General features: G+C 39.7%; 26 protein-coding genes. 7 read left to right on the top strand and 19 right to left on the bottom strand.

Features of this window, described 5'->3' with window-relative positions:
* Nucleotides 1-29: 29 nt before the first annotated feature.
* Together gltX and CGB83_RS10860 are read right to left on the bottom strand one after the other, a co-directional pair.
* The gene (gltX, locus tag CGB83_RS10865; protein ID WP_100075786.1) at nt 30-1,538 is read right to left on the bottom strand and encodes a glutamate--tRNA ligase; all 1,509 of its coding nucleotides are present in this window, start codon (nt 1,536-1,538) and stop codon (nt 30-32) included.
* 114 nt (nt 1,539-1,652) lie between these two features.
* On the bottom strand, nt 1,653-2,255 hold the full coding sequence (locus CGB83_RS10860) for a hypothetical protein (protein ID WP_100075785.1): 603 nt from the start codon (nt 2,253-2,255) through the stop codon (nt 1,653-1,655).
* Between the two features lie 226 nt (nt 2,256-2,481).
* Between CGB83_RS10860 and CGB83_RS10855 the strand changes: the two genes are divergently transcribed.
* The 3 genes from CGB83_RS10855 to CGB83_RS10845 are packed head-to-tail and all read left to right on the top strand — an operon-like array spanning nt 2,482 to nt 3,650.
* Entirely contained in the window at nt 2,482-2,823 is a 342-nt protein-coding gene (locus CGB83_RS10855) for a phosphomannose isomerase type II C-terminal cupin domain (RefSeq protein ID WP_172954736.1), read from the top strand.
* 15 nt (nt 2,824-2,838) lie between these two features.
* Nucleotides 2,839-3,216, top strand: a complete 378-nt coding sequence (locus CGB83_RS10850) for a hypothetical protein (RefSeq protein WP_100075783.1) — start codon at nt 2,839-2,841, stop codon at nt 3,214-3,216.
* On the top strand, nt 3,213-3,650 hold the full coding sequence (locus CGB83_RS10845; protein WP_100075782.1) for a hypothetical protein: 438 nt from the start codon (nt 3,213-3,215) through the stop codon (nt 3,648-3,650). Before CGB83_RS10850 ends, CGB83_RS10845 begins: the two co-directional genes overlap by 4 nt.
* A gap of 144 nt (nt 3,651-3,794) precedes the next feature.
* Here CGB83_RS10845 and CGB83_RS10840 read toward each other — a convergent pair whose 3' ends face one another.
* Nucleotides 3,795-4,688: a hypothetical protein gene (locus CGB83_RS10840; protein ID WP_100075781.1), complete on the bottom strand. Its 894-nt coding sequence runs from the start codon at nt 4,686-4,688 to the stop codon at nt 3,795-3,797.
* Nucleotides 4,689-4,751: 63 nt separating this feature from the next.
* On the opposite strand from CGB83_RS10840, the gene CGB83_RS10835 reads away from it, so the two are divergent.
* Nucleotides 4,752-6,836 (top strand): glycosyltransferase, encoded by a 2,085-nt coding sequence (locus tag CGB83_RS10835; RefSeq protein ID WP_100075780.1) that lies wholly within the window; start codon nt 4,752-4,754, stop codon nt 6,834-6,836.
* On the opposite strand, the gene CGB83_RS10830 is transcribed toward CGB83_RS10835, so the two are convergent.
* The 14 genes from CGB83_RS10830 to pdxA form a co-directional block, all read right to left on the bottom strand.
* Nucleotides 6,824-7,660 carry a glycosyltransferase family 2 protein gene (locus CGB83_RS10830; RefSeq protein ID WP_100075779.1) on the bottom strand — a complete coding sequence of 279 codons (837 nt, stop codon included), beginning with the start codon at nt 7,658-7,660 and terminating at the stop codon, nt 6,824-6,826. The genes CGB83_RS10835 and CGB83_RS10830 overlap by 13 nt on opposite strands.
* Nucleotides 7,657-8,640, bottom strand: coding sequence for a WaaS/CpsH family glycosyltransferase (locus tag CGB83_RS10825; RefSeq protein WP_100075778.1), 984 nt, complete (start codon nt 8,638-8,640; stop codon nt 7,657-7,659). The genes CGB83_RS10830 and CGB83_RS10825 overlap by 4 nt, the downstream gene beginning before the upstream one ends.
* Nucleotides 8,637-9,569 carry a glycosyltransferase family 2 protein gene (locus CGB83_RS10820; protein ID WP_100075777.1) on the bottom strand — a complete coding sequence of 311 codons (933 nt, stop codon included), beginning with the start codon at nt 9,567-9,569 and terminating at the stop codon, nt 8,637-8,639. The genes CGB83_RS10825 and CGB83_RS10820 overlap by 4 nt, the downstream gene beginning before the upstream one ends.
* Nucleotides 9,566-10,549, bottom strand: a complete 984-nt coding sequence (locus tag CGB83_RS10815; protein WP_100075776.1) for a WaaS/CpsH family glycosyltransferase — start codon at nt 10,547-10,549, stop codon at nt 9,566-9,568. The genes CGB83_RS10820 and CGB83_RS10815 overlap by 4 nt, the downstream gene beginning before the upstream one ends.
* Nucleotides 10,549-11,301, bottom strand: coding sequence for a glycosyltransferase family 2 protein (locus tag CGB83_RS10810; RefSeq protein ID WP_100075775.1), 753 nt, complete (start codon nt 11,299-11,301; stop codon nt 10,549-10,551). Before CGB83_RS10810 ends, CGB83_RS10815 begins: the two co-directional genes overlap by 1 nt.
* A gap of 40 nt (nt 11,302-11,341) precedes the next feature.
* Complete coding sequence (locus tag CGB83_RS10805) at nt 11,342-12,106, bottom strand: polysaccharide deacetylase family protein (protein ID WP_100075774.1); 765 nt, start codon at nt 12,104-12,106, stop codon at nt 11,342-11,344.
* Nucleotides 12,103-12,882 carry a glycosyltransferase family 2 protein gene (locus CGB83_RS10800; protein WP_100075773.1) on the bottom strand — a complete coding sequence of 260 codons (780 nt, stop codon included), beginning with the start codon at nt 12,880-12,882 and terminating at the stop codon, nt 12,103-12,105. Before CGB83_RS10800 ends, CGB83_RS10805 begins: the two co-directional genes overlap by 4 nt.
* Nucleotides 12,882-14,132, bottom strand: a complete 1,251-nt coding sequence (gene rocD / locus CGB83_RS10795; protein WP_100075772.1) for an ornithine--oxo-acid transaminase — start codon at nt 14,130-14,132, stop codon at nt 12,882-12,884. Before rocD ends, CGB83_RS10800 begins: the two co-directional genes overlap by 1 nt.
* Before the next feature lie 257 nt (nt 14,133-14,389).
* The gene (locus CGB83_RS10790; protein ID WP_157761402.1) at nt 14,390-15,295 is read right to left on the bottom strand and encodes an MAC/perforin domain-containing protein; all 906 of its coding nucleotides are present in this window, start codon (nt 15,293-15,295) and stop codon (nt 14,390-14,392) included.
* A gap of 233 nt (nt 15,296-15,528) precedes the next feature.
* Nucleotides 15,529-16,884 carry an acetyl-CoA carboxylase biotin carboxylase subunit gene (gene accC, locus CGB83_RS10785; protein WP_100075770.1) on the bottom strand — a complete coding sequence of 452 codons (1,356 nt, stop codon included), beginning with the start codon at nt 16,882-16,884 and terminating at the stop codon, nt 15,529-15,531.
* 91 nt (nt 16,885-16,975) lie between these two features.
* Nucleotides 16,976-17,455, bottom strand: a complete 480-nt coding sequence (gene accB / locus CGB83_RS10780; RefSeq protein WP_100075769.1) for an acetyl-CoA carboxylase biotin carboxyl carrier protein — start codon at nt 17,453-17,455, stop codon at nt 16,976-16,978.
* Nucleotides 17,456-17,581: 126 nt separating this feature from the next.
* Nucleotides 17,582-17,785 carry a 50S ribosomal protein L32 gene (rpmF, locus tag CGB83_RS10775; RefSeq protein WP_100075768.1) on the bottom strand — a complete coding sequence of 68 codons (204 nt, stop codon included), beginning with the start codon at nt 17,783-17,785 and terminating at the stop codon, nt 17,582-17,584.
* Nucleotides 17,786-17,849: 64 nt separating this feature from the next.
* Complete coding sequence (locus tag CGB83_RS10770) at nt 17,850-18,380, bottom strand: YceD family protein (RefSeq protein ID WP_100075767.1); 531 nt, start codon at nt 18,378-18,380, stop codon at nt 17,850-17,852.
* 86 nt (nt 18,381-18,466) lie between these two features.
* Nucleotides 18,467-19,558, bottom strand: coding sequence for a 4-hydroxythreonine-4-phosphate dehydrogenase PdxA (pdxA, locus tag CGB83_RS10765; RefSeq protein WP_100075766.1), 1,092 nt, complete (start codon nt 19,556-19,558; stop codon nt 18,467-18,469).
* Nucleotides 19,559-19,604: 46 nt separating this feature from the next.
* Between pdxA and CGB83_RS10760 the strand changes: the two genes are divergently transcribed.
* Genes CGB83_RS10760 through CGB83_RS10750 form a run of 3 tightly spaced genes read left to right on the top strand, consistent with a single transcriptional unit; the run spans nt 19,605 to nt 22,342 of the window.
* Nucleotides 19,605-20,201, top strand: a complete 597-nt coding sequence (locus CGB83_RS10760; protein ID WP_100075765.1) for a riboflavin synthase — start codon at nt 19,605-19,607, stop codon at nt 20,199-20,201.
* The gene (locus tag CGB83_RS10755) at nt 20,188-21,642 is read left to right on the top strand and encodes a sensor histidine kinase (RefSeq protein WP_100075764.1); all 1,455 of its coding nucleotides are present in this window, start codon (nt 20,188-20,190) and stop codon (nt 21,640-21,642) included. Before CGB83_RS10760 ends, CGB83_RS10755 begins: the two co-directional genes overlap by 14 nt.
* A gap of 1 nt (nt 21,643) precedes the next feature.
* Nucleotides 21,644-22,342, top strand: a complete 699-nt coding sequence (locus CGB83_RS10750; RefSeq protein ID WP_100075763.1) for a tRNA1(Val) (adenine(37)-N6)-methyltransferase — start codon at nt 21,644-21,646, stop codon at nt 22,340-22,342.
* Between the two features lie 52 nt (nt 22,343-22,394).
* Here the strand turns inward: CGB83_RS10750 and CGB83_RS10745 are convergent, their stop codons facing one another.
* The gene (locus CGB83_RS10745) at nt 22,395-23,105 is read right to left on the bottom strand and encodes a cell division ATP-binding protein FtsE (protein ID WP_100075762.1); all 711 of its coding nucleotides are present in this window, start codon (nt 23,103-23,105) and stop codon (nt 22,395-22,397) included.
* Between the two features lie 150 nt (nt 23,106-23,255).
* Entirely contained in the window at nt 23,256-23,414 is a 159-nt protein-coding gene (gene rpmH, locus CGB83_RS10740; protein ID WP_002976260.1) for a 50S ribosomal protein L34, read from the bottom strand.
* Nucleotides 23,415-23,600 lie beyond the last annotated feature (186 nt).

The following is a 23,600-nucleotide window of genomic DNA, read 5'->3' as shown; positions in this document are numbered from 1 at the left end:
TCCTTTTATGGCGCTCAGGTCAGGTTTGATTATTTTAATTGCTCAACAGCCGTTTTGATTCTGGCTAAACTTTCTTCTCTCCCGATGATTTCCAGGATATCCGGAACATCCGGTCCCTTCAGTTCACCCACCAGTGCAAGGCGGAGCGGCATCATCACTTTGCCCATTCCCAGTCCTTTGCTTTCCGCAAATTCATGGATGCTGTGTTTTACAGCTTCTGCACTGAATTCTGAGTGTTCAAGTCTTTCCGTAAGTTCGCTTAAAACAGAAGAGGTCTCATCATTCCAGGCTTTCTTAAGTGCTTTTTCATCATAGGAAGTCGGTGCTTCAAAGAAGAATTTTCCATTCTCATAAATATCTTTCGGGAACGTAGCCCTTTCTTTCATGAGGCGGATCACTTTCAGAAGTTTCTCATCCGGTGCTCCTGCAAGGTCAGAAACTGATGTTTTTAGGATTCCAAGCAGTTCTTCATCCGTTTTCACCTGCATATACTGATGGTTGAACCATTCCGATTTTTCCTTGCTGAAACGCGCTCCCGCTTTATGAACCTTATACAGGTCAAATTCTCTGGTCATTTCCTCCATGGACAGGATTTCCTTGTCATCCGCCGGGGACCAGCCCAATAAAGCGACCATATTGATGAATGCTTCAGGAAAATATCCGTTTTCCCTGTATCCTTTGGAAACCGTTCCCGTTGCAGGATCTTTGAAGTCCAGCGGGAATACAGGGAATCCGAACTTATCGCCATCCCTTTTGCTTAATTTCCCTTTTCCTTCCGGTTTCAGGATCAGGGAGAGGTGGGCAAATTTCGGTGCAGTCCATCCCATAGCTTCGTATAATAACGTATGCAGCCCCAGTGAAGGAAGCCATTCTTCACCGCGGATCACATGGGTGATTTCCATTTCATGGTCATCGATGATATTGGCGAAGTGGTAGGTTGGCATCCCGTCATTTTTCACGAGTACCTTATCATCCAGTGTATCGGTATTCACTGAGAAATTCCCTCTGATAATATCTTCCAGGTTAAGCGTCCTGTCCACGGGCATCCTGAACCGTACCACATAGGGCGTCTTATTATCCAGTAGCTGCTGAACTTCCTCTTCAGAAAGCGCAATGCTGTTTTTCAAACGGTTCCTGGTTTTATTGTCATAAGAAAAGACATCACCGTTGGCTTCAAATTCTGCGCGGATAGCGTCCAGCTCTTCAGGGGTATCAAAAGCCAGGTAGGCATAGTCCGTTTTCAGGATCTGCTCCGTATAACGGTCATAGATATCCCTTCTTTCAGATTGTCTGTAAGGTGCGAATTTTCCTCCTTTCTTGGGACTTTCATCAGGAATGATGCCACACCATTCCAGCGCTTCCTCAATATAATCTTCCGCTCCTTCCACATATCTTGCAGTATCGGTATCTTCAATTCTCAATACGAATTCACCCCCCTGATTTTTAGCAAAAAGATAGTCATATAATGCGGTTCTTACGCCTCCCAAATGCAATGGCCCCGTAGGACTTGGAGCAAAACGTACTCTTACTTTCTCCATTTCAATTTAAATTTCTGCAAATTTAGGTAAAGGAAATGAATTGCTGTATAATAAAAGAGGCTATTCTATTTCTAGAACAGCCTTAGGTATCGGTAAATACTGATTCAGTATTCCTTAGTAGATATTCGTTATTTCACTTACTGTAATTTCATGCCTTTCACTGTTGTTTCCTTCAAGAATGAATGTAGCATAATATTTAGGTGATGACGAATTCAATGAATTGGTCTTTTTAATCACCTGGATCTTAAATTTAGGATCTGAAACATTACCCGAATCTGTATTGGTAGCCCATACTGCATTAGCGGCAACGTATGGTGCACTTTTATACAATACCAGGTTTCCATCTGTTTGAGCGGTAAGGAAAGGCTGAACAGGATAATTGGTTGAAGTGTCAGATGCCCATTTTGCCGGATTCGGAGTAGGACCAAACCATTGTATAGGGCTTGCATACAATACAAGATTTCCATCATACTGAACGTCAAGATGCACATGAGCATTACCGGCATTAAGAACTAATGACTGTCCTGCACTCAAAGATGAAGCCCTGCCGCTCTCTGCGATAACTTCTGTCTTTACAAATGAAATTTTTTCCTGACCGTCTTTGCTTTTTGCTGATAGTACGGTAGGTGTTGGATTTGCTATATCATCATCTTGTGAACATGCTGTTAGCGCTAATCCTACTACTGCTAGCGTAGAAATTGTTAAAAGTTTTTTCATAAAATTTTATTATTCGGTAAAGGTATGAATTAATTTATTAATCACTAATTTGTGATTTTAATTTCATAATAGGTTATTTTTAAAACAAATATTAGGATAGGAGCTAGTATGCCCGTAAATCAGCAGCTTAAAATTTAAAGCGTTATTCTTCGTTTAAAATCAGCATAGATGTTAAATATCTGTAATCTTATTTATACTTTTGTACAATTACAAAATACAGGTTATGCTGGAAATCGGAGAAAGGCCCTGGGGCAAATATTATGTATTGGCTGATGAGCCGAATTATAAACTGAAAAGGATTGAAGTAAACCCGGGTCAGAAATTATCGTATCAATACCATCATAAGAGACAGGAACAATGGACCGTTATTGAGGGGAATGCTACGGTAGTTCTTGAAGGCAAGGAAATCAATCTGGGATATGGCGAAAGCATATTTATTCCTCTGGGTGCCAAACACCGTATGATGAACCTTTCTGATCAGCCCGTTGTTTTTATAGAGGTGCAGACAGGGACATATTTCGGTGAAGATGATATCGTCAGGGTGGAAGATGAATATGACAGGAAATAATTTCAATCTCTTTTGATGAGAATTATTTTCCACGAAAATCAGCTGTGCTATAGAGGGACATCCAATGCTATCTTTGATGATGCCTATTATAATGAGGAAATCTTACATAACGAATCACTCATCCTCTATCCAAAGAATAGCCCAAATAATATTGCGGAAGCAGTTGCCAGATTTGCAGGAAGGTTTAAGATTTATGGATATTCAGATATCTCGGACCGCGATGATTTCATAAAAAAATCAAATGCAGATATTTACTATGCCATAAAATCAGGCGAGAAAGAGCCCGATGCACCTGTAGACCTTATAAAAACGGTTATTCATGTTGTTTTCAAATATAACGAACCGTATGGTCTGTCTATGCTTACGTTTCAGAATGGCTGTCTGAAACGATGAGCGGTGGCCGGCTGCCCTTTGTTCCTCATATGGTCAGCCTTCCGGAAGTAACCGGTGATCTGCGGGATGAATTAGGTATTCCAAAAGAAGCGGTTGTTTTCGCAAGATACGGAGGTTCGGAAACTTTTGACATAGAATTCGTGAAAAATGCAGTCAAAAAATCAGCCCGGAAGAATAAAAATCTGTATTTTATTTTTATGGGTACCAATGATTTTGTGCAAAGAAATATCTTCAGACCGTACAGGAATATTATGTTTCTTCCTCCTACAGCAGATATTGAGAGGAAAGTGAAATTTATAAATACTTCAGATGCATATCTTCATACAAGAATTCAGGGTGAAAGTTTTGGTATTGCCATAGGTGAGTTCTCAATAAAAATAAACCCATCATTACATGGTCAGGCTCTGACGAGAAAGCACATCTGGAGATTTTAGGCCGTAAGGCGATACTGTACCATAATGAAAAAGACCTGTTACAGATACTACATACGTTTAAGCGAAATCCGGACGTGAATTGGGACTGTTATTCTGAACATTTCAACCCTGAAACAGTGATGAGGAAATTTGAGCAGGTTTTTATCAATTCAAATAAAATAAGGATTTCAGGTACAATTTTATCCTCTTCTTTAGCTTTAAAGGAATCCTTATTTCAGTTTGCGGATAACTTACTTCAAAGTTTGTTATGAATTCTTCAGTATTCTCAGCCTTTATAAACTGTAGTTCTTTCCAGTGATCAGGCGCTAAAGGATGAAAATCCTTAAAATCCCCATAGTTTTCTGCATTCAGATTATTCCATTTATTGAAGAATTCATCAATATCAAAGTCGTTATTATGTCCCCAATTATGGATCTTCTGGTATATTTCATCCTTGCTTCTTGCCCAGGACTGATGAATGATATTGAAATTCAATCTTAAATAATAAGGGTTTTCAGGAAGCCTTGCATTAACATACCTGGGTACATTGGTAATAAGGAAGCATGCCTCAGTATAGGGGGAAATAACGAAAAAGCCGTCCGGGGTCTGCTTAAATAAAGTGACAAAGCTGACAAAAAAATTCACTGGCGTTTTATGAGGATTCTTCAGCAGGTACTGATGCTTTTTAAGGAAAGAAACAAGCTTTTCAAAATGTACAGGGTATTCATCGCTGTCTATCTGCAAATGCCATCCTCCTTTTCCCATTTTCTCGGCAAGCATATTCCTTTGTCTTGTATCAAGTTCTATGGCCGTTTTTCCTTCTAAGTAAAAACGATCGCTGTAAAAAATGATTTTATTTTGGGAATCTAATTCTTTAATGGTATCAAAAACCTCTTCCGGGATGGTACAATCATTTCCTGCCCAGGTTTTGCCATCCTGATCGTAACAGATATAAATTTTATCTGAATACTCATATACCTGCCGTAAGGAATTGAAAATATATTTATAATCATAGGATAAAAGGTAACCAACCTTAATAATGTCTTGTTTGCATCTCATAACTTGCAATAAATACGTAATTTCGTTCCCTTGAAAAGATAAAGGCAAAATAATAAATTAAAAATGGGAATTAAAAGATTTTTTAAAAATAAAATCAAGGACCGTAATTTTATCAGGAATAAAAGAAAGATCAGCATTAATCATTTTGATACTGGCTTTTTCAAAAACTATCAATTTAGTTTTGCAGAGAATGAACGTCCTGAAGTTTCCATTATTATCCCGGTTTATAATCAGATCCGGTATACATTAAACTGTCTTTATACCCTTGATCAGTATGACACCCATATCTCAAAGGAAATCATCATCATTAATGATAAAAGTACTGATGATACATTAGATCATTTACGTAAAATTCCCGGTATTGTCATTATTGACAACCCTGAAAACCTCGGTTTTCTGAGGAGTGTCAATAAAGGGATCCGGCACGCAAAAGGAAAATATATTTACCTGCTGAACAATGATGTGGAAGTTCAGAAGAAATACCTTTCAAGTCTTATCAGTGTTTTTAAAACCAGGGCCAGTGTTGGTGCTGTAGGATCTAAACTGATATTTTCAGATAATACCCTGCAGGAAGCAGGATGCCTTATTTTTAAAGATTCTGAGATTATCAATATCGGACGCAGGGAGGCGATTGATGCTCCGAAATATAATTTCCTGCGAAAAGTAGATTACTGCTCAGGCTGTAGCCTGTTATTTAACAGGCTGGATATTGAGGGGAACCTCAATCTTCTGGATGAGGCTTTCCTGCCGGCATACTATGAGGAAACAGATCTTTGCCAGAGATTGAAATATGAGCAGAACCTGGATATTTATTATCAGCCTCTATCAGAAATCATTCATTTTGAAAATATATCCTATACCGGAAAAAAGAATTCCGGAAAAGAACTTTTACTGGAAAAGAACCGTGAGACGTTTCGCCGCAGATGGGATCATTATTTTAGGAACCAGATGTTTCTGTCGGGCGAAAAAATTAATTATAATGCTCATTTCAGGAAACCAAATTTTCTTTTCCTGGAAGAAAATATGCCTAAGCCTGATCAGGATTCGGGATCCAGAAGGTTTATGGAAATCGTGAAAATCCTGCAAAAAAACGGGCATCATATTATACTGGCTGTTAAATATTATGATGAGGAAAAAGATGCTGATTACATTTCTTTTTTTCAGAATGCCGGAGTAGAGATATGCATGGATTATGTGGATGAAAGGAATAAAATTGTAAAAGTTAAAGACCAGGTACTGGATGCTTTGGCCTACGTGGACGTTATCTGGATTTTCCGGCCTGTGGGCTTTGATTACTGGTATGATATCATCAAAAACAGGATAGCAGGAAAAAAGATCGTTTATGATATGGTTGATCTCCATTATCTCAGAATGGAACGTGAAAATAATTATATTGAAGTAACGAAAGACAGGGAAAAGCAAATTGCATTTTTTAAGGATAAGGAATATGTTGCTATGAACAGTGCAGATGCGGTTATTTCCATCAGTGATGAAGAAAAAAAAACTGTTTCCGATCATGGTGTAGAAATACAGAAAATTTTTACGGTAAGCAATATCCATCAACCCATGGATCTGAAACCCGCTGCATTTTCTGAGCGAAACGGGCTTCTTTTTATAGGAGGATATAATCACCTGCCTAATATAGATGCTGTAAAATTACTTCAAGATCATATTATGCCGTTGGTATGGAAAGAGGACCCTTCTATTAGCCTGTACATCCTTGGTCCTGATTTTCCTACCGATCTCAAGGAACGGTACCATACGGAAAGATTTCAGATCTTAGGGTACCAGGAACATGTTGACCATTGGTTTGAACATTCAAGGGTCTTTGTTGCTCCCTTACGGTATGGAGCAGGTGTCAAAGGGAAAATCGGTCAGGCACTGGAATATATGCTGCCGGTAATTACGACGGGAATAGGAGCAGAGGGAATGAGCCTGGAGGATGGAAAAACGGCCCTGATCTCAGATGAAACACCAGAAAATTTTGCGGCAAAAATCCTGGACCTGTACAACAATGAAAGCCTTTGGAATATACTGCATGCCAACAGCAGGCTGCCATTGGCAAAGTTTTCCGTGCAGGCACAGGAAGACAATATAGGGAAAATGTTGAACTATTTAGGGTTTGAGAACGAAGATCAACTTTTATAAATCCGGTTGAATTTTTTAGGTTTGAATAGTCTGTACATCATCTTCCTGTACCATTCATTGTAATATTTGGCTTTGTATTTCTTATTTTCACGGATGAGGCTCATGATCGTATGGAAATCGAGTCCGTTCTCCTGATAAAAAGCATAATGTTTTTTATAGATTTCAAAGAAATTATCAGATAACCTCAGCCGATTGTCCGAGCTTATATTGGTCAGTGAATCAGAACCGGTCCTTATCCTGTAAAAAAATAAAAACTCATCGATCTTATAGGTTCCAGCACCGTTTTTTATAAGTGTAATCCAGAAATCCCAGTCCTCATAATAATTAAGCCGTACATCAAACCCGCCTGCATTTTCAAAATCCTCTTTATAGATCAGGGCAGTGATCGGAATGCTGTTTTCAATAAGGAAGTCATATGTGTTGAATGGCCGCAATACCCATTCTTTATCTGTTTTTTCAAAAAACTTTCCTCTGGAATAGCAGATCCTTACCTCAGACTTTTGTTGCAGGATGGTGTAAGTCTTTGCTAAAAAGGTCTCGTCAATAAGATCGTCACAGTCCAGGAAAAGGATGTATTTTCCGGTAGCCAGTTTCGCACCATTATTTCTGGCTGCAGATTGTCCCTGGTTTTCCTGATGGATCACTTTCAGATTAGGGTGCAGCATATTTTGTATGCTGGCCTCTAAAACATTTTGATCCGATCCGTCATTGACTATGATGACTTCAAAATCCTGATGCGTTTGCCTGTAAACGGATTCCAGGGTTTCCCGGATGTATTTTTCTCCGTTATAATAGGGGATAATAATGGAAATCTTCTCGTTCATCTTGATGAGGTAAGGGTGTTGAACCAGCGGGTAAAGCTGTATTTGTTTTTAATGCCCTCAGGTATGGCCTTATACGGAGCCTGGATAAAGTCTTTAAGGGTAGCCTCAGGATCTTCATGAATGATAAAGATGTTCTCTCTGTCATAAAAATCATAGCTTTTAACAGCCGGATTATCTGTGATCAGTTTCCTGTCATACTTTAAGCCTTCAAAAAATCGGAAAGACAAACCGTTATGGTCTTTAAGCTTCAGGTCCAGTAAGGCTTTAGATTGCTTTACATAGTTCATATTATCCTGATAGGAGATAAATTGATCTGTAAATGTGATGTTTTCATCAGGATCCTTTTTATCCCAGCTGAATAACATCATCTTCTGAGAAATACCCTGCATGGAGAATATGTCAGAAATATTTTTTAAAAGACCGTATCTTTCCGGTACGTAAGTCCCTATATAGAATACATCCTGTTGTGCTCCTTCTGATTGAGCATGAAGATCAGTGTCGAAATCAAAAAAGAAATTGGTCAGGAAGAAGATATTCTTCTTTTCGTCAACGTCATCCTGGTCAAATACAAAAAAGCGGTCGAAAAATTTTATTTTGGAATAGATCTGGGGCGTCCTTCCTAAACCGTCCCAATGGTTGCCGATCAGTTGTGCCGTTTTGGTTCTGATGATTTCCAGAAAGCGGTCAGGGAATAAATCTGTATTCAGCATCAGGATAAGGTCATATTGTGGCATATGCTCTGCCTTTTTGATCAGCGTATCCTCTATAAATTGCAAGCGCAGATTTTCTTTATACTTTTTATCCTTGTAAATAATCTTCCTGTAAAAATTATTGATCTTTTGAGAAAGGTTTCTGTACTTAAACTTTTCTTCAGAATAGAACATAAAGTCTACATCATCGAACCCTGAATACGTCAGATTCTTTTTCATCAGATCAGGTATTCCTGCATAATCATGCATAATGATAAGAATCTTTTTCATCGGTATACATATTTAAAAAACAGGGAGTACAAAGGATGTTCCTTTTCCATCTTCTTAAAGAATACTGCCTTTTCAGATTCTATAAGCTTAAGCCATCGTTTTACTATCTGATTATTCTGAGTCTTCAGAAAGTCTTCAAGCCTTTTTTGTTTATCATTCAGTGTCCTTATTGTTACTTTGAGGTCCCTGAAAGACCTAACCGGATAATCGGGATCAAATTTATGATGCAGCTTTTCTCTTTCAGAAGCATTTTTCGGAAAACAAACGCCTCCAACCTGCTGATCAGCATGAAGCCTGTAGCGGAAAAGTTTCTCACTGAGAAAAGCGAAATTCTGCTGTTCTGCTGCTGCTATTGCGATCCATTCGTCGTGATGCAGGTTTTCAATTTGAGGGAATGGAATAATCTCTCTAACAAAAGATTTCCTGACAGCCATGGATGCTCCGGTAGCAATATTACCCACCGTTGCCAGCATGTGGTAATAATCGATGTTCTTATTGTCTAATAGGGCAGGGATGTCCCAAAGGGTATAATACTGTTCTTGGACAGTCCCTTTTTCATCAATCAGGTATCCGTTTGAACAGATGACCATTATTGATGGGTGAGCATGGAAATAACTGATGCAGGTTTCTGTTTTATTCTTCTCCCAGATGTCATCCTGGTCACTCAGGAATATGATATCATTACTGCAGAGAGCAATCGCTTTCTCAAAATTTTTTACACTTTTAAGGTTGTTCGGATTGCTGTGAATTCTGAAAAGATCAGGATATTTCTGTTGATAAGAATTCAGTATGTCCAATGTCCCGTCGGCAGATCCGTCATCGCATATGATAATTTCGTCTACAGCAAGATGCTGATCCAGAATTGAGTCGATCTGGGCATTCAGAAAACGTTCCCCGTTATAGGTGCAAAGGGCTACAGAAATTTTCATGTGGATAGTTTGAAAACTTTAGTTACCCAATGATCGAGAGTATAGGCATTGTAAATATCCTCCGGTACCTTTTCATAAGGCGTTTCAAAAAAAGAAGCATTGATATTGCTGATATCCTCGTTCAGGACCAGGATATTGTTAGGATTGTAAAAGTCATAATTTTTAATGGACCCGTTATCGGTAATTATTTTTTTTTCAAGTGCCATGGCCTCAAAGACTCTGAAACTGAGCCCATATTGCCCTTCACGCATCAGATCCAGCAGAATTTTTGAATTCATATAATAATGGGGAAGCTGCTTGTGGGATACCTTTTTGAGGCTGAAAACCAGAAAAACATTCTCGGGGATTTTCACCAGTATATTCTTCAGCTGGTGTTTCCACGACTTTTTTCCGATAATCATAATCTGGAATTTCATTCTCATTTCCATCAGCTTTTTGGCCAGCCTTTTAATCAGTGCCACTCTTCTGTTGTCATAGGAAGTGATATAGAAAAGATCCATCTGAGGATTCTGTTGTTCCTTTGGCATAAAAGGAAGGTAGATGTAATTCGTCAGTTTCCTGAACCCGTATTTTTCAATATCGGAATCATCAAAGGAAAATATGGTGTCAAAAAGATTCAGCTTTTCGCACTCTACCGGAACACGGTCAAGATTATCATACAGGTAAGTAATCATCACATCGGTGCTTTCCCGGATCTTTTTCAGGGTCGGCAGGTCGAAAGTATCCGGATTCAGGACCAAGATCTGATCCTGATGACCCAATTTCTCTAAGGAATCAAGAACGTATTGTTTCCTTTTTTCCTTTTTCAGGTTCTTTTTCAGGAAGGTTTTGCTGATGGCATTGATGACCCTTTCCTCGAAACCGGAATGTGTAACCGATGTGATTTTGATGTGATGCGCGTCAATACCTTTACGGCACAATGCTTCAACAATGTACTGGTCATAGTCCCAGAAATCATAGCTAATTACACTAATCCTCATCAATTATTTTGTTCTTTTCTTAAAGACTCATAGGTTTCAAAAACGCTTAGTGACTGAAGATAGCAAAGTTGGTACCCCGCCTTCCCGTCAAGAATGCCCAGTCTTAAAATGTATGCTTTGAAAAATCTAAATATTGTTTTCGCATACTGTATAACCATATTGAATCTCTTTCCTTTTAAAGCCAGCTCTTTTCCTTTCAGCATTCCGTAATGAATCATTTTTTGTCTGTACGACTCATAATCTGTTACGGAATAATGCAGCAGCTTGTGCTTCAGTGTACCGACAGATCCGCTAACTTCGAGGGTTTCATGGACCTTTTTTCCGGAAATATACCGTGCCCTGGACTTTCTGAACAACCTGAAGTTTTTATCAGACTGCGTGCCGGAATAATGGATTGGCTTGCCCTCAAAAAAGAATTTACGGTAAAAATAATAGGCATCTTTCGGTTTTGATGCATTCATTTCCCGGATAATCTCTTTTTTCAGTTTCGGAGTGATCCTTTCATCACCATCCAGAAACAAAACCCAGTCATTTTGGGCCGCGTCCACGGCAATATTCCTCTGCTTGGTAAAGTCTTCAAACTGATGCTGAATAATCTTTACGTTCGGAAACCGCCCCGCAATTTCAACGGTTTTATCTGTGCTGAATGAATCCACCACAATAATCTCATTGCAGAAATCAAAACATTCCAGTACCTCTTTTATGTTTTTTTCTTCATTATATGTTATGATTAAGCCACTTATCTTCATCATATCATTTGGATCATAACTTTATCCTATAACGGATATTTACCTAAAATAGTTTTAATTTTCCAAAGATAAGTTTTAATTTGAACTTTATCATCGAGTCTCCTCCCTTAATGTCAATCCTGCATAAAGTATAAGGAGGATCTGAAGGGAAACTATTTATTTTGTTTCCTATTCGTACGGCAAACTGTATGCCCAGGTCTGTTAAAAGACTGAATAATTGATGCTGTTTATCCTTTTCCTTAGGATATTTTCCATAAGGATAAGCTAAAACCCGGGTATAGGGAATATTTTCCTTTTCCAGAATATCCATATTCGTCCTGAGATCCTGTTTTATACAGTTACCGGTGATATTCCTGAAATTCTCATGGGCATGGCTGTGAAGGCCGATCTCGAAATAATCTTTATGCAGACTGCGCAGGTCTTCAAAACTCATCATTGCATATTGTTTATAACCTTCCTGAATGAACTTTGTTGAAATGAACAATGTAGCCTTCAGATGATATTTTTCCAGCAGTCCGGGCAGGTATTCAAAGTTGTCCAGGTAACCGTCATCAAAGGTGATGATTATATTTCTTTCTGAAGGCCGCCCAATTTCTTTGAAAAATTTTGAGGTATAGTTTTTTCTCCGGAGATAACTGAACTGCTTTTCCAGGTTCTCCGGAGTTACCGTCAGGTCGTCCGGCTGATTCCCGATCTGGTGGTACATCAGAATGATAAGCCTGTCTTTTGGGCTCAAAAAAAGATACAGCCTGAAATGCACGATGATAAAAATACCAACAACCGCTATAATAATGCAGAAAATCATCATGTTTTAAGGCTTTTTCGGATTTCATCCTGCCTGATTTTTTCACGCAGCTTACTGTATTTCAGAAAAGTATAGTATGACATGGTTTTAGCCACATAGAATCCGCCAAAGCCATCCAGAATTCCCAGTTTGAATATAAATACTTTCGTAAACTCAAACACAGGGCTGAATATCACTTTAAACTGGGTAATTCTTTTTCCCCGGTCATACATCTTTTCAGCCATCATATCAGAGTATTTATTGATTTTTACGATATGGTGATGAATACTTTTATAGGTATAATGATTGATCTTTCCCGTCAGTATTCCGGCCTTGCCTTTGTAGGTGAGGAATTCGTGAACTTTATCGTCAGAGTAGCGGGCACTGCATCTTTTGAACAGCCTTTCACGGAAGACATTGCCCCAGCCGCCAAATTTGAGGGTGTAGATCCCTAAATGATTAGTGAACTTCGCGTAATAAATTTCAGATTCGTTTTTGCTATTATGGATAATAGCTTTAACGGAATGTTTTAAAGCCTCATCAGGAACCTCGTCTGCATCCAGGAACAACACCCATTCCATGGTACAGAGGTCAAGGGCATGGTTTTTCTGTTCACCATACCCGTTGAATTTTTTTTCAGAGAATTTTACCTTAGGGTGTTTCAGACACAGCTCTTTGGTGCAGTCGGAAGAGTAGCTGTCTACAACCACAATCTCATCAACCATATCTGAAACCGAATCTAAAAGCCTTATAATGTTGTCTTCTTCATTATAAGTGATAACGGCTAAAGAAAGGGACATTACCGCTTGAATTCAGAAATGGTTTTTTCTATGATCGAAACACAATCCATGAGCTGTTCTTCAGTAATTACCAAAGGTGGAGCCAGCCTGATAATATTGCCGTGGGTAGGCTTGGCCAGTAATCCGTTTTCCTTAAGCTTCAGACAGATGTTCCATGCCGTGGAGCTGTCGGGAGTATCATTGATCAGAATGGCATTCAGGAGCCCTTTTCCTCTTACCTTGGTGATCAGATCCGTTTTTTCAATCAGTTTATCAATTTCGGAACGGAACGTTTTTCCCAGTTCTTCTGCGCGTTCAGAAAGGCGTTCTTCAGAAACTACGTCCAGAGCAGCCATGGCCACTGCACAGGCCACCGGGTTTCCGCCGAAAGTAGATCCGTGCTGGCCGGGTTTAATTACATTCATGATATGATCGTCCGCTAAAACGGCTGATACGGGATACATTCCTCCGGAAAGTGCCTTTCCCAAAATGAGAATATCCGGCTGCACGTTTTCGTGATGGCAGGCAATCAGTTTTCCCGTACGGGCAATTCCTGTCTGTACTTCATCAGCGATAAAAAGGACATTGTATTGCTTACACAATTCAGAAGCTTTCTTCAGGTAGTTTTCATCCGGTACATACACGCCCGCCTCTCCCTGGATTGGTTCCACAAGGAAAGCGGCAATATGTCCCGCATCCTGTTTCAGTGCTTCTTCCAGTGCTGAAAGGTCGTTGTAAGGGATTTTGATGAATCCCGGGGTGAAAGGCCCGTAATTCTGATTGGCATCCGGGTCATTGGAAAATGACACGATGGTGGTCGTTCTCCCATGAAAATTATTCTCACAGACGATGATCTTTGCTGAGTTTTCTGCAATTCCCTTTATTTCATAACTCCATTTTCTGGCCAGTTTCACTGCTGTTTCCACCGCTTCAGCGCCGGAATTCATAGGCAGCACTTTATCAAAACCGAAAAGTGAAGTAATCTTCTGTTCATATTCTCCCAGTTTTGAATTGTAGAATGCTCTTGAAGTCAGGGCCAGTTTCTGGGCCTGTTTAACTAAGGCATCAACAATCTTAGGGTGAGAGTGACCCTGGTTGACGGCAGAATATGCTGAAAGAAAGTCATAATATTTTTTGCCTTCCACATCCCATACAAACACACCTTCCCCGCGGTCTAAAACTACAGGAAGAGGGTGGTAGTTGTGCGCTCCGTGCTGATCTTCAAGATCAATAAAATACTGTGAATTCTTTACAGTTTCTGCTGTTGACATATCGTTTTGGTTTTCGGCAAATGTAAGTATTATAAATGAAATCCTTTTACCGGAATAAGATACTGCCGATGGACCGATATAAGAATTTTTAATCTTAAAACAAAAGACTATCAGAAATTATTGCTTACGTATATTCTATATGGAGGTATAATATCTTTACTTCACATTTTTTTTGAAGTATTAAATTATAATTAATATAAAAACCGTTTCATAGGAAACGGTCATTGTATTGAAGCAACTTGTATATTGTTTTACCCTTACGATTTCAGGATTACCTGGTTTTTATTCAGATAGTCATCTACATAAGCTTTTAATAATGCTTTCTTTTGCGGGTCTTTTACCAGATCATAGATAATGACCAGGCCATGATCCCCAAAATCTACCAGGACAGCATTTTTCCTTGTACACGTACTTTGCCATTTGCCAATTTCAATAGTCGGAGCTTTACCGCTGAAACTGTATATGCCTGCCATTGCCTCAGAAATGTCACCACCTCTGGTTCTGTAATAGACTTTTTTATCATAATTTTTTGCTGCATCCCGGGCATCGATGCTATTGGGTTCAAATCCTGTTTTTATACCGATACTTGCAGCACGTTCGCGGTCAGGGTTGGTAGTCTTTGCCTGGAAAAGGATATCAATTTTGGCTCCGATGTAAATGTCAGTTGTAATATGGGTTCCGTATTCACTGACAATCTGTTCAGGGGTTTTAGTCTGGATGTCCTGTAAGAAGCCGGGAGTAACATAATGGCTAAGTTCGCTTGCCGTTGCAAAAAAACGATATCTGCTGAGTCTTATAGTAGCGTTACGGCTGCCATAGATATATTCCGGATTAAAAGTCTGGTCACTCAGTAAGGCCGTACCAAAAGCTGAATAAATTGTCTTGCCGAACATTCTCAGCGACTGCGTAGCAGCAACTTTTCCGGACAGTACCGTTGAATAGGCTGCCGCATCCTTCCCATACTGTTCCTTATATTCTGCAGATGATACCTGTTCCTCATCAATATTTCTGTATTCTGCGTTAAATTTATCGGTATCGATTACCTGCAGGCCAATGGCATTTACATTTCCGTATTCCCCTGTAACATTATAACCATACCCAAGCGCGTTATAAGTTCCGAACTGTTTTGAATTTTCAGTAACGGGAAGCTTGGTATGTTCCATAAAATCAGCAGGACTTTCTGTATTTTGACTCTGTTCTAGCTCTTCTGATGAGCAGGATATAAGTAACGCTGTTAATACGCTGTATATACCGATCAGTAGGGATCTCTTCATAATATATCTTTCTCAAACAAATATAAATCAAATAATTGAGAAATATCATGGATTGATAAAAATCATGTACAAAAAAACCGCCTCCGGAAGGAGGCGGCTGATAAGTTTATGATAGTATGATCTTAGTGGTGATCATATTTTCTGTCCATTACAAAATCTTCCATGAATTTTGTCGTATAGTTTCCGGCAAGGTAATCCTCGTTATCCATCAGCTGTCTGTGGAAAGGAATGGTAGTTTTCACACCTTCAATATAAAACTCTTCCAATGCCCTTCTCATTTTAGCAATGGCTTCTTCACGCGTCTGTGCAGTGGTGATCAGTTTCGCGATCATAGAGTCATAGTTAGAAGGAATGGTATATCCTGAATATACATGCGTATCTACGCGTACTCCGTGTCCGCCAGGGATATTTAGCCCGGTAATTTTACCCGGAGACGGCCTGAAATCCATATAAGGATCTTCTGCGTTGATCCTGCATTCGATAGAATGCAGTTTTGGGTAATGGTTAATCCCGGAGATAGGTGTTCCGGCAGCCAGAAGGATTTGCTCCCTGATCAGGTCATAATCAATTACCTGCTCAGTGATCGGGTGTTCTACCTGGATTCTGGTATTCATTTCCATAAAGTAGAAGTTCCTGTGCTTGTCTACCAGGAATTCAATAGTTCCCACACCTTCGTAACCGATAAATTCAGCAGCTTTTACAGCAGCGTCACCCATTTGTTCACGAAGCTCGTCGGTCATGAACGGAGATGGGGTTTCTTCAGTCAGTTTCTGGTTTCTTCTCTGTACGGAACAGTCTCTTTCAGAAAGGTGACATGCTTTACCGAACTGATCTCCTGCAACCTGGATTTCGATATGCCTAGGCTCTTCGATCAGCTTTTCCATGTACATTCCGCCGTTCCCGAAAGCTGCTACAGCTTCCTGGATTGCAGAATCCCAGTGGTCTTTCAGGTCCTCAGCTTTCCATACCGCTCTCATCCCTTTCCCGCCACCACCTGCAGTGGCTTTGATCATTACCGGATAACCGATTTCTTCGGCTGTTTTGGCTGCCATTTCATAAGATTCGATCAGTCCGTCTGAACCCGGTACACAAGGCACTCCGGCTGCTTTCATGGTCGCCTTGGCGTTGGCCTTATCACCCATTTTTTCAATCTGTTCAGGAGTTGCACCAATGAATTTGATTCCGTTCTTCTGGCAGATTCTTGAGAAATTGGCATTTTCAGATAAAAATCCGTAGCCGGGATGGATGGCGTCAGCATTAGTAATTTCCGCTGCTGCAATAATATTAGGGATTTTAAGGTAGGAATCCTTACTCATGGCAGGACCGATGCAGACCGCTTCGTCAGCAAATCTCACATGAAGGCTGTCCTTGTCAGCAGTAGAATATACCGCAACCGTTTTGATTCCCATTTCCTTGCATGTACGCAGGATACGCATTGCAATTTCGCCGCGATTGGCGATCAATATTTTTTTGAACATCTTTCTGAAATTTTAAATTATAAATTTTGAACTTTAAATTATTTTAAATGACAGCATCATCTAAAATTTATAATCTTTAATCTAAAATTCCTTAAGATGGATCAACTAAGAATAATGGCTGGTCGTACTCTACCGGAGTAGCGTCATCCACTAAAATTTTAACAATTTTACCGCTTACTTCAGATTCGATCTGGTTGAAAAGTTTCATGGCTTCAATCACACATACCACTTTACCGTTAGAAACTTCATCTCCAACATTGATGAAAACATCTTTGTCCGGAGAAGGCTTTCTGTAGAAAGTCCCGATCATTGGTGATTTGATGGTTACATATTTACTGTCATCAGAAGCGGCTTCCTGCTTTTCAGCAACCGGTACGGCAGCCTGAGATGGGGCAGGAGCAGCAGCTGGTTGTGGAGCGGTATGGTAAACCGCAGGCTGTGCATACGATACTTCGCTGCCGGCCAGTGGGGTCTTAATGGTAATTTCGAAATCCTTGGTTTTGTATTTTACTTCAGAAACCTCAGCTTTAGAGACAAACTTGATCAGGTTTTGTATGTCTTTAATATCCATAAATTTAATATTTGATTTTGGGCCAAAGATACCAAAAAAACGTAAAAAACAACAAAAAACCGCTTAATTTTATTAAAATTGAGCGGTTTTTGTATTAAAATGAAGTTTTCCGTAGGAAAAGACTTCTTAGTTTTCTTCAGTAGTCTCAACTGCTTTTTCCAATACTACTTTACCTCTGTAGTATAATTTTCCTTCATGCCAGTGTGCTCTGTGGTACAGGTGAAGTTCACCGGTAGTTGCATCTTTAGCTAATTGAGGAACTACAGCCTTATAGTGAGTTCTTCTCTTATCTCTTCTTGTTGACGACTGTCTTCTCTTTGGATGTGCCATTGTGTAATAACTTTTTTAATTGATGAGCGATGAGATTCATCATCTCATCATATTCAAATTATTTTTAATTTTTATCTTTTAATTTTCTCAGAGCATCCCATCTCGGGTCGCTTTCATGCTCCTGATCTTCACTTTCCTCTATGTCTTTAGGACTGAACTGATCAAGAAGCTCAAGGTCTTCATCTTTGACAGCAGGGGAAATCTTCTTCATCGGAACAGACAGCATTACATTTTCATAAATAAGCTGTGCTGCATTAAATGCATGGTCTCCCGCAGGAATGGTGATTACGTCTTCTTCGCTGTCATCATATTCCTCTCCGAATTTCACCAATACCTTAATACGGTTCTCAATAGGATGATCAAAATTTTCATTGGTAATGTCACAAACCAGTTCGATCAGCCCATGTATTCTGATTTCAAATTCCAGAAAAGTCGTATGCTTATCCAATAGGATATCTGCCGTAATTCTGGGATTTGTAAATTCCTGCTCGGTGTCAAATAATTGAAAGAACGTTTTATCTATCTCAAACTTGAACTCGTGTTTTCCGTTTTTAAGTCCGGAAAAGCTTACCTCATAGTTTCTTAACTTGTTCATAAAATGAGTGTGCAAAAATATGCAATTTTTTTATAATAACAAATAAAAATGATTAACAAATTATTTTAAAGCTAAATATTTGACCTTTAGGCATTGTAATCATCCGGAAGATCCTCGTCAACTCCATTATCCACCACCATTTTTCTGGGCTGGAGTCTGTTTGATCTGAGGTCATTATATTCACTTCTGTTCTTGAATATTTTCACGGCAGTAAAAATAGCTTCCGTGAAACTTTGCTCGTCCGCTATATTTTTTCCGGCAATATCATAGGCCACACCGTGATCCGGGGAAGTCCTGATAAAAGGAAGGGCCGCAGTATAATTGACACCCTCTTCATAAGCCAGTGTTTTAAAAGGAGCCAGGCCCTGGTCATGATACATGGCCAGTACAGCATCAAAGCTCCGGTATTTATTAGGCTGGAAAAAGCTGTCAGCCGGAAAAGGTCCGAATGCCATAAGTCCATTATCTGATACCTCCTTAATCGCCGGTGCTATGATCTCTATTTCCTCGTTACCGATGATCCCTCCGTCTCCCGAGTGCGGATTAAGCCCAAGGACTGCGATTTTCGGCTTCTGGATGCAGAAATCTTCTATCAGTGTCTGGTTAAGCATCCTGAGCTGCTTTTTAATCTTCTCCTTGGAAATATTTTCTGCCACCTGTGCAATAGGAATATGATGGGTGGAGACCGCCACTTTAAGATCTTCAGTCACCAGGAACATCAAACCTTTTTTATTGAACTTTTCTTCAAAATATCCTGTGTGTCCTGCGTGTTTGAAACCCGCTTTCATCATTTCGTCCTTGTTGATCGGTGCCGTTACCAGAACATCAATTTCCCCTTTCATTAAAGCTTCGGTAGCAGATTCCAGAGACAGGATCGCCAGCTGTGTGGATTCTTCAGTAGGAGTTCCCAGTTCAACATTCACATTATCCTTGACCAGATTCACCATGTTGAGCTTACCATCCTGAGCCTGTGATACCTCATTGATATAGTTGAAGTTCAGGTTGAGCTTGAATATGTTTTTCTGATAGGTAAACAATTTTCCCGAGCCAAAAATTACCGGCGTAAAAAAGTCCGTAATCGTTTTCTCTTTCAGTGATTTCATGATGATTTCCGGACCGATGCCGTTGAAGTCACCTATTGAAATTCCTACCCTTACCTTATGGTTTTTTGGACTCATTTTGATTATCTTTGAAGATTAAACTACAAATTTAGCAAAAAATAATATGTTCACAGGAATTATTGAAGCAGTTGGTGTAATTGAGAAGATGGAAACAAGAGGAGGCAACATTGATTTCACACTGACATGCCCTTTTACGCAGGAATTAAAAATAGACCAGAGCCTTGGCCATAACGGGTGCTGCCTAACGGTAGTAGATATACAGGATAACCAATATGTGGTAACAGCGATTAATGAAACCCTGGAAAAGACCAGTCTCTCCCAATGGAATATCGGTACGGAAGTCAATCTTGAGCGATGCGTGAAGATGGGCGGCAGGCTTGACGGACATATCGTCCAGGGGCATGTGGACACAACAGGAAAAGTAGTGAGCATAGAAAATAAGGACGGCAGCTACTTTATTACGATTTCGTATGAAGCTGATGATTTTGTTACCGTTCCACAGGGCTCTATCACCTTAAACGGTATCAGTCTTACGGTAGCCAAGAGTGAAAATTCCCGTTTTTCAGTAGCAATCATTCCTTACACCTGGGAATTTACCAATATGAAACATTTGCAGATAGATGACAAAGTTAATCTGGAATTCGATGTGATTGGTAAGTATATTGCTACGATAATAAAAAAACAAAATGGCAATCAGTAAATACAAAGGATATAGCTTAAGAAACCGTGTATTTTTCGGTTTTCTTCTGGTATGTCTGTTATGTGTTGTTGCCACTTCATTGGTTCTTTACTTTGTTTTGAGGGATAATTCTCTGAAACAGAGCAAGACGGATATGCAGGAGAAGACCAATGCCGTTATGCGGTATCTGGATTATGCGGTAAGCCGCTCCCTGATAGAAACCAAAGACCTGCCGCAGGTTTTGGGAAATAAGATTTACGAAATTGCAGATATCAATCAGCATGATATTATCGTTTATGATTTGCGGGGGAATTATATCCTTTCCAATAAGGAAAAAAGTATGGTTGTCCAGCAGAAAATCCCGGTCAATATTGTCAATAAGGTACTAAGTACGGATGCCCGGGTGGATATCAAAGGGTACGACCGTGTAAAGGATGTAAGCCTTACATCCAGTTATCTTATCCTTAAGAATAATGAACTCCAGCCGATTGCCATTATTTATATTCCGCTGTACCATGATGAATCCGCATACATGAATATTGTCCATGACTATGTTAAATACATCCTTTTTGTAGATATTTTTCTTATCCTCTTCAGTATCTGGGTCAGCTGGGTAACCTCTAACGGCCTCGCCAAAAATATTACGAAATTTTCTGATATGATTACCAGAATCACCTTATTTGAAAATGAGATGCATCCGATCCGGTATTATAAAAATGATGAGCTCAATGCCCTGGCCAGGGCTTACAACCGGATGATCCTCCAGATCCAGGATCAGAAGGAACGGCTGCGTTTCAAAGCCTCTGAAGAAGCATGGAGGGAAATGGCCAAGCAGGTAGCCCATGAGGTTAAAAATCCTTTGACCCCAATGAAGCTGACCATCCAGAATTTTGAAAGGAAATTCAATCCTGAAGATCCTAACATCACAGATAAAGTAAAACAGATGAGCAAGACCATGGTAGATCAGATCGATCTTATCGCTACGGTTGCTTCTGCGTTTTCAGAATTTGCCAAACTGCCGGAAAAAAATAATGAAGTAATCAATGTCAATGCTGAACTGGAAGATATTCTCAGGGTATTCAGCGATGATAATGTTTTTCTTCATGCCAATAAAAGCAATATCATGATCAATATGGACAGGATTTACCTTTCCAGGATCATTACCAATCTGGTAACCAATGCCAGGCAGGCAAAAAGCGATGACCGGAAGCTGATCATCAACGTGGATATAGAGCAGCACCAGAGGAGGGTTATGATATCCGTACAGGATAACGGAATTGGCATACCTGAAAATATGTACGAGCGGATATTTGAACCTAATTTCACTTCAAAAAACAGCGGCATGGGACTGGGGTTAGCTATGGTCAGGAAAATGGTGGAAGATTACAAAGGGGAGATCTCCGTGAAATCTGAAGTAGGAAAGGGATCTACTTTTACCATTACGCTCCCGGTAAATATGTAGGATGAAAGCATTCCGTTTTAAAAATTTCGATATACAGCAGTCTGAAAAAGTATTTAGGGTAGGAACCGACGGAGTCCTGCTGGGTGCGTTGGCACAGATAGAGCAGGCAAGGAATGTCCTGGAAGTCGGCACCGGTACCGGACTGATTTCCCTGATGCTGGCTCAGAGAAACCCATCCGCTCAGTTTCTGGGTATTGATATCAATGAAGAAGCAGCTCTGCTTACCAGGAATAATTTTGAGCATTCACCGTTCCGTTCAAGGCTTACGAATATACATCAGGACTTTAAGCAATTCGAAACTGATCGCAAATTTGATCTTATTGTATCCAATCCGCCTTACTTTGAGGCTTCAGATTCATCCAAGGATAAAATTGCCCGACAGACTGTAGAGCTGAATTTCCTGCAGCTGATCTCCAGGTCGGTAGCACTGCTTACTGGAGAAGGGATTTTTTCCGTGATCATTCCTTATGAGGCGGGAGAGAGCTTTACTGCTGTTGCTGAACAGTCGGGGTTGTTTATGAACAGGAGAGTGGAAATAAGGGGGATTCAGCAATCGAAACCTAAAAGACTGATCCTGGAATTTTCTCTTAAAGAAAGACCTTTAACGAAACTTGATTTCACCATAGAAAAAAGTCCGAGACAATACTCGGACCAATATCTTGAACTTACCAAAGATTTTCATGTATTCAAAAAAGCCTGAAATCACAATCCGGCATTGCTGATCTGTCAAGCTTATTGACTCTTAAATTAAATTATTCAAATAATTCTGCCGTATTCAGTACGAATACCTTTCCGTCTTCACAACGGATGGCTTCTCCCGGGAAATTCTGGATCATATGGTAATCATGGGTAGCCATGATAACGGCAGCTCCGTTTTCCATTGCAACCTGTTTCAGAAGGGTCATAATCTCATTGGAAGTTTCCGGGTCCAGGTTTCCGGTTGGCTCATCGGCAAGGATGAGGTCAGGATGGTTCAGCAGAGCCCTTGCGATAGCAACACGCTGCTGTTCTCCTCCGGACAGTTCATGAGGCATTTTATGCTTTTTGCTCTTCATGTTTACGCTGCCCAGAACCTCGTTGATACGGTCTTCTATTTTTACTTTATCGTTCCATCCGGTAGCCTCCAGGACAAATCTCAGGTTCTTTTCCACTGTTCTGTCAGAAAGCAGCTGGAAATCCTGGAACACGATGCCCAGTTTCCTTCTGAGGTTGGGGATATCTGAAGTTCTCAGTTTCGCAAGGTCGAAACCTACGACTGATCCGTGCCCTGCTACCAGGGGAATATGCCCGTATAATGTTTTCAGAAGGGAACTTTTTCCGGAACCGGTCTTACCGATCAGGTAACAGAACCTTCCTTTTTTGATGTTAAGGTTAACATCAGAAAGAACAGTAAAGTTTTTCTGCGCAATTTTAGCATGCTGCAGCTGTATAATGTTCTCTCCGGAAATATGTGTATGTGGCATAGCTCAGTGGTATAAGGCTTTTCTAAAAGATTTCAGAGTCTAAAAATAAAAAAAAGAAACGTAAAAGACGTTAATTTTAGTAAATTTTAACAACAAAAAATGCCTGAAAAACTTCTTTTCAAGCATGATTTGTATATGATAATGTTGAAATTATCTCTTAGCGCGTGCAGCACTTACAGTTAATCTCTTTCTGCCTTTAGCTCTTCTCGCAGCCAAAACTCTTCTTCCATTTGGCGTAGACATTCTTTCTCTGAAACCGTGTTTGTTTCTTCTCTTTCTTTCTGATGGCTGGAATGTTCTTTTACTCATTACTTTATGTTTAAATCGTAATTATCTGTTTAATTTTCAGGTTGCAAAGATATATAATTTTTTAGAAGCTACAAATTTTAATTATTTTTTTTTGAAATTATTTCAGTCACTATTGCGATGTGCCGGTATCCATATTTTGCCATGCGCTTCGTTCTTAATGTGTAAAAATAATATTTACGGTTGGTT

It is taken from the genome of Chryseobacterium camelliae (assembly GCF_002770595.1).
In the GTDB taxonomy this organism is placed as follows: Bacteria; Bacteroidota; Bacteroidia; order Flavobacteriales; family Weeksellaceae; genus Chryseobacterium; species Chryseobacterium camelliae.
This window is presented reverse-complemented; position numbering and strand designations above follow the sequence as displayed.

Excerpts from the sequence above, each read along its gene's own strand:
- CGB83_RS10845 (WP_100075782.1), top strand. The coding sequence starts at position 3,213 with ATGAGCGGTGGCCGGCTGCCCTTTGTTCCTCATATGGTCAGCCTTCCG.
- CGB83_RS10800 (WP_100075773.1), bottom strand. The coding sequence starts at position 12,882 with ATGTCCCTTTCTTTAGCCGTTATCACTTATAATGAAGAAGACAACATT.
- CGB83_RS10850 (WP_100075783.1), top strand. The coding sequence starts at position 2,839 with ATGAGAATTATTTTCCACGAAAATCAGCTGTGCTATAGAGGGACATCC.
- CGB83_RS10760 (WP_100075765.1), top strand. The coding sequence starts at position 19,605 with ATGTTCACAGGAATTATTGAAGCAGTTGGTGTAATTGAGAAGATGGAA.
- CGB83_RS10820 (WP_100075777.1), bottom strand. The coding sequence starts at position 9,569 with ATGAAAATTTCTGTAGCCCTTTGCACCTATAACGGGGAACGTTTTCTG.
- CGB83_RS10840 (WP_100075781.1), bottom strand. The coding sequence starts at position 4,688 with ATGAGATGCAAACAAGACATTATTAAGGTTGGTTACCTTTTATCCTAT.
- CGB83_RS10750 (WP_100075763.1), top strand. The coding sequence starts at position 21,644 with ATGAAAGCATTCCGTTTTAAAAATTTCGATATACAGCAGTCTGAAAAA.
- CGB83_RS10825 (WP_100075778.1), bottom strand. The coding sequence starts at position 8,640 with ATGAAAAAGATTCTTATCATTATGCATGATTATGCAGGAATACCTGAT.
- CGB83_RS10790 (WP_157761402.1), bottom strand. The coding sequence starts at position 15,295 with ATGGAACATACCAAGCTTCCCGTTACTGAAAATTCAAAACAGTTCGGA.
- rocD (WP_100075772.1), bottom strand. The coding sequence starts at position 14,132 with ATGTCAACAGCAGAAACTGTAAAGAATTCACAGTATTTTATTGATCTT.
- CGB83_RS10830 (WP_100075779.1), bottom strand. The coding sequence starts at position 7,660 with ATGAACGAGAAGATTTCCATTATTATCCCCTATTATAACGGAGAAAAA.
- CGB83_RS10835 (WP_100075780.1), top strand. The coding sequence starts at position 4,752 with ATGGGAATTAAAAGATTTTTTAAAAATAAAATCAAGGACCGTAATTTT.
- gltX (WP_100075786.1), bottom strand. The coding sequence starts at position 1,538 with ATGGAGAAAGTAAGAGTACGTTTTGCTCCAAGTCCTACGGGGCCATTG.
- CGB83_RS10860 (WP_100075785.1), bottom strand. The coding sequence starts at position 2,255 with ATGAAAAAACTTTTAACAATTTCTACGCTAGCAGTAGTAGGATTAGCG.
- CGB83_RS10745 (WP_100075762.1), bottom strand. The coding sequence starts at position 23,105 with ATGCCACATACACATATTTCCGGAGAGAACATTATACAGCTGCAGCAT.
- rpmF (WP_100075768.1), bottom strand. The coding sequence starts at position 17,785 with ATGGCACATCCAAAGAGAAGACAGTCGTCAACAAGAAGAGATAAGAGA.
- CGB83_RS10810 (WP_100075775.1), bottom strand. The coding sequence starts at position 11,301 with ATGATGAAGATAAGTGGCTTAATCATAACATATAATGAAGAAAAAAAC.
- accC (WP_100075770.1), bottom strand. The coding sequence starts at position 16,884 with ATGTTCAAAAAAATATTGATCGCCAATCGCGGCGAAATTGCAATGCGT.
- rpmH (WP_002976260.1), bottom strand. The coding sequence starts at position 23,414 with ATGAGTAAAAGAACATTCCAGCCATCAGAAAGAAAGAGAAGAAACAAA.
- CGB83_RS10815 (WP_100075776.1), bottom strand. The coding sequence starts at position 10,549 with ATGAGGATTAGTGTAATTAGCTATGATTTCTGGGACTATGACCAGTAC.
- CGB83_RS10755 (WP_100075764.1), top strand. The coding sequence starts at position 20,188 with ATGGCAATCAGTAAATACAAAGGATATAGCTTAAGAAACCGTGTATTT.
- pdxA (WP_100075766.1), bottom strand. The coding sequence starts at position 19,558 with ATGAGTCCAAAAAACCATAAGGTAAGGGTAGGAATTTCAATAGGTGAC.
- CGB83_RS10805 (WP_100075774.1), bottom strand. The coding sequence starts at position 12,106 with ATGATGATTTTCTGCATTATTATAGCGGTTGTTGGTATTTTTATCATC.
- CGB83_RS10770 (WP_100075767.1), bottom strand. The coding sequence starts at position 18,380 with ATGAACAAGTTAAGAAACTATGAGGTAAGCTTTTCCGGACTTAAAAAC.
- accB (WP_100075769.1), bottom strand. The coding sequence starts at position 17,455 with ATGGATATTAAAGACATACAAAACCTGATCAAGTTTGTCTCTAAAGCT.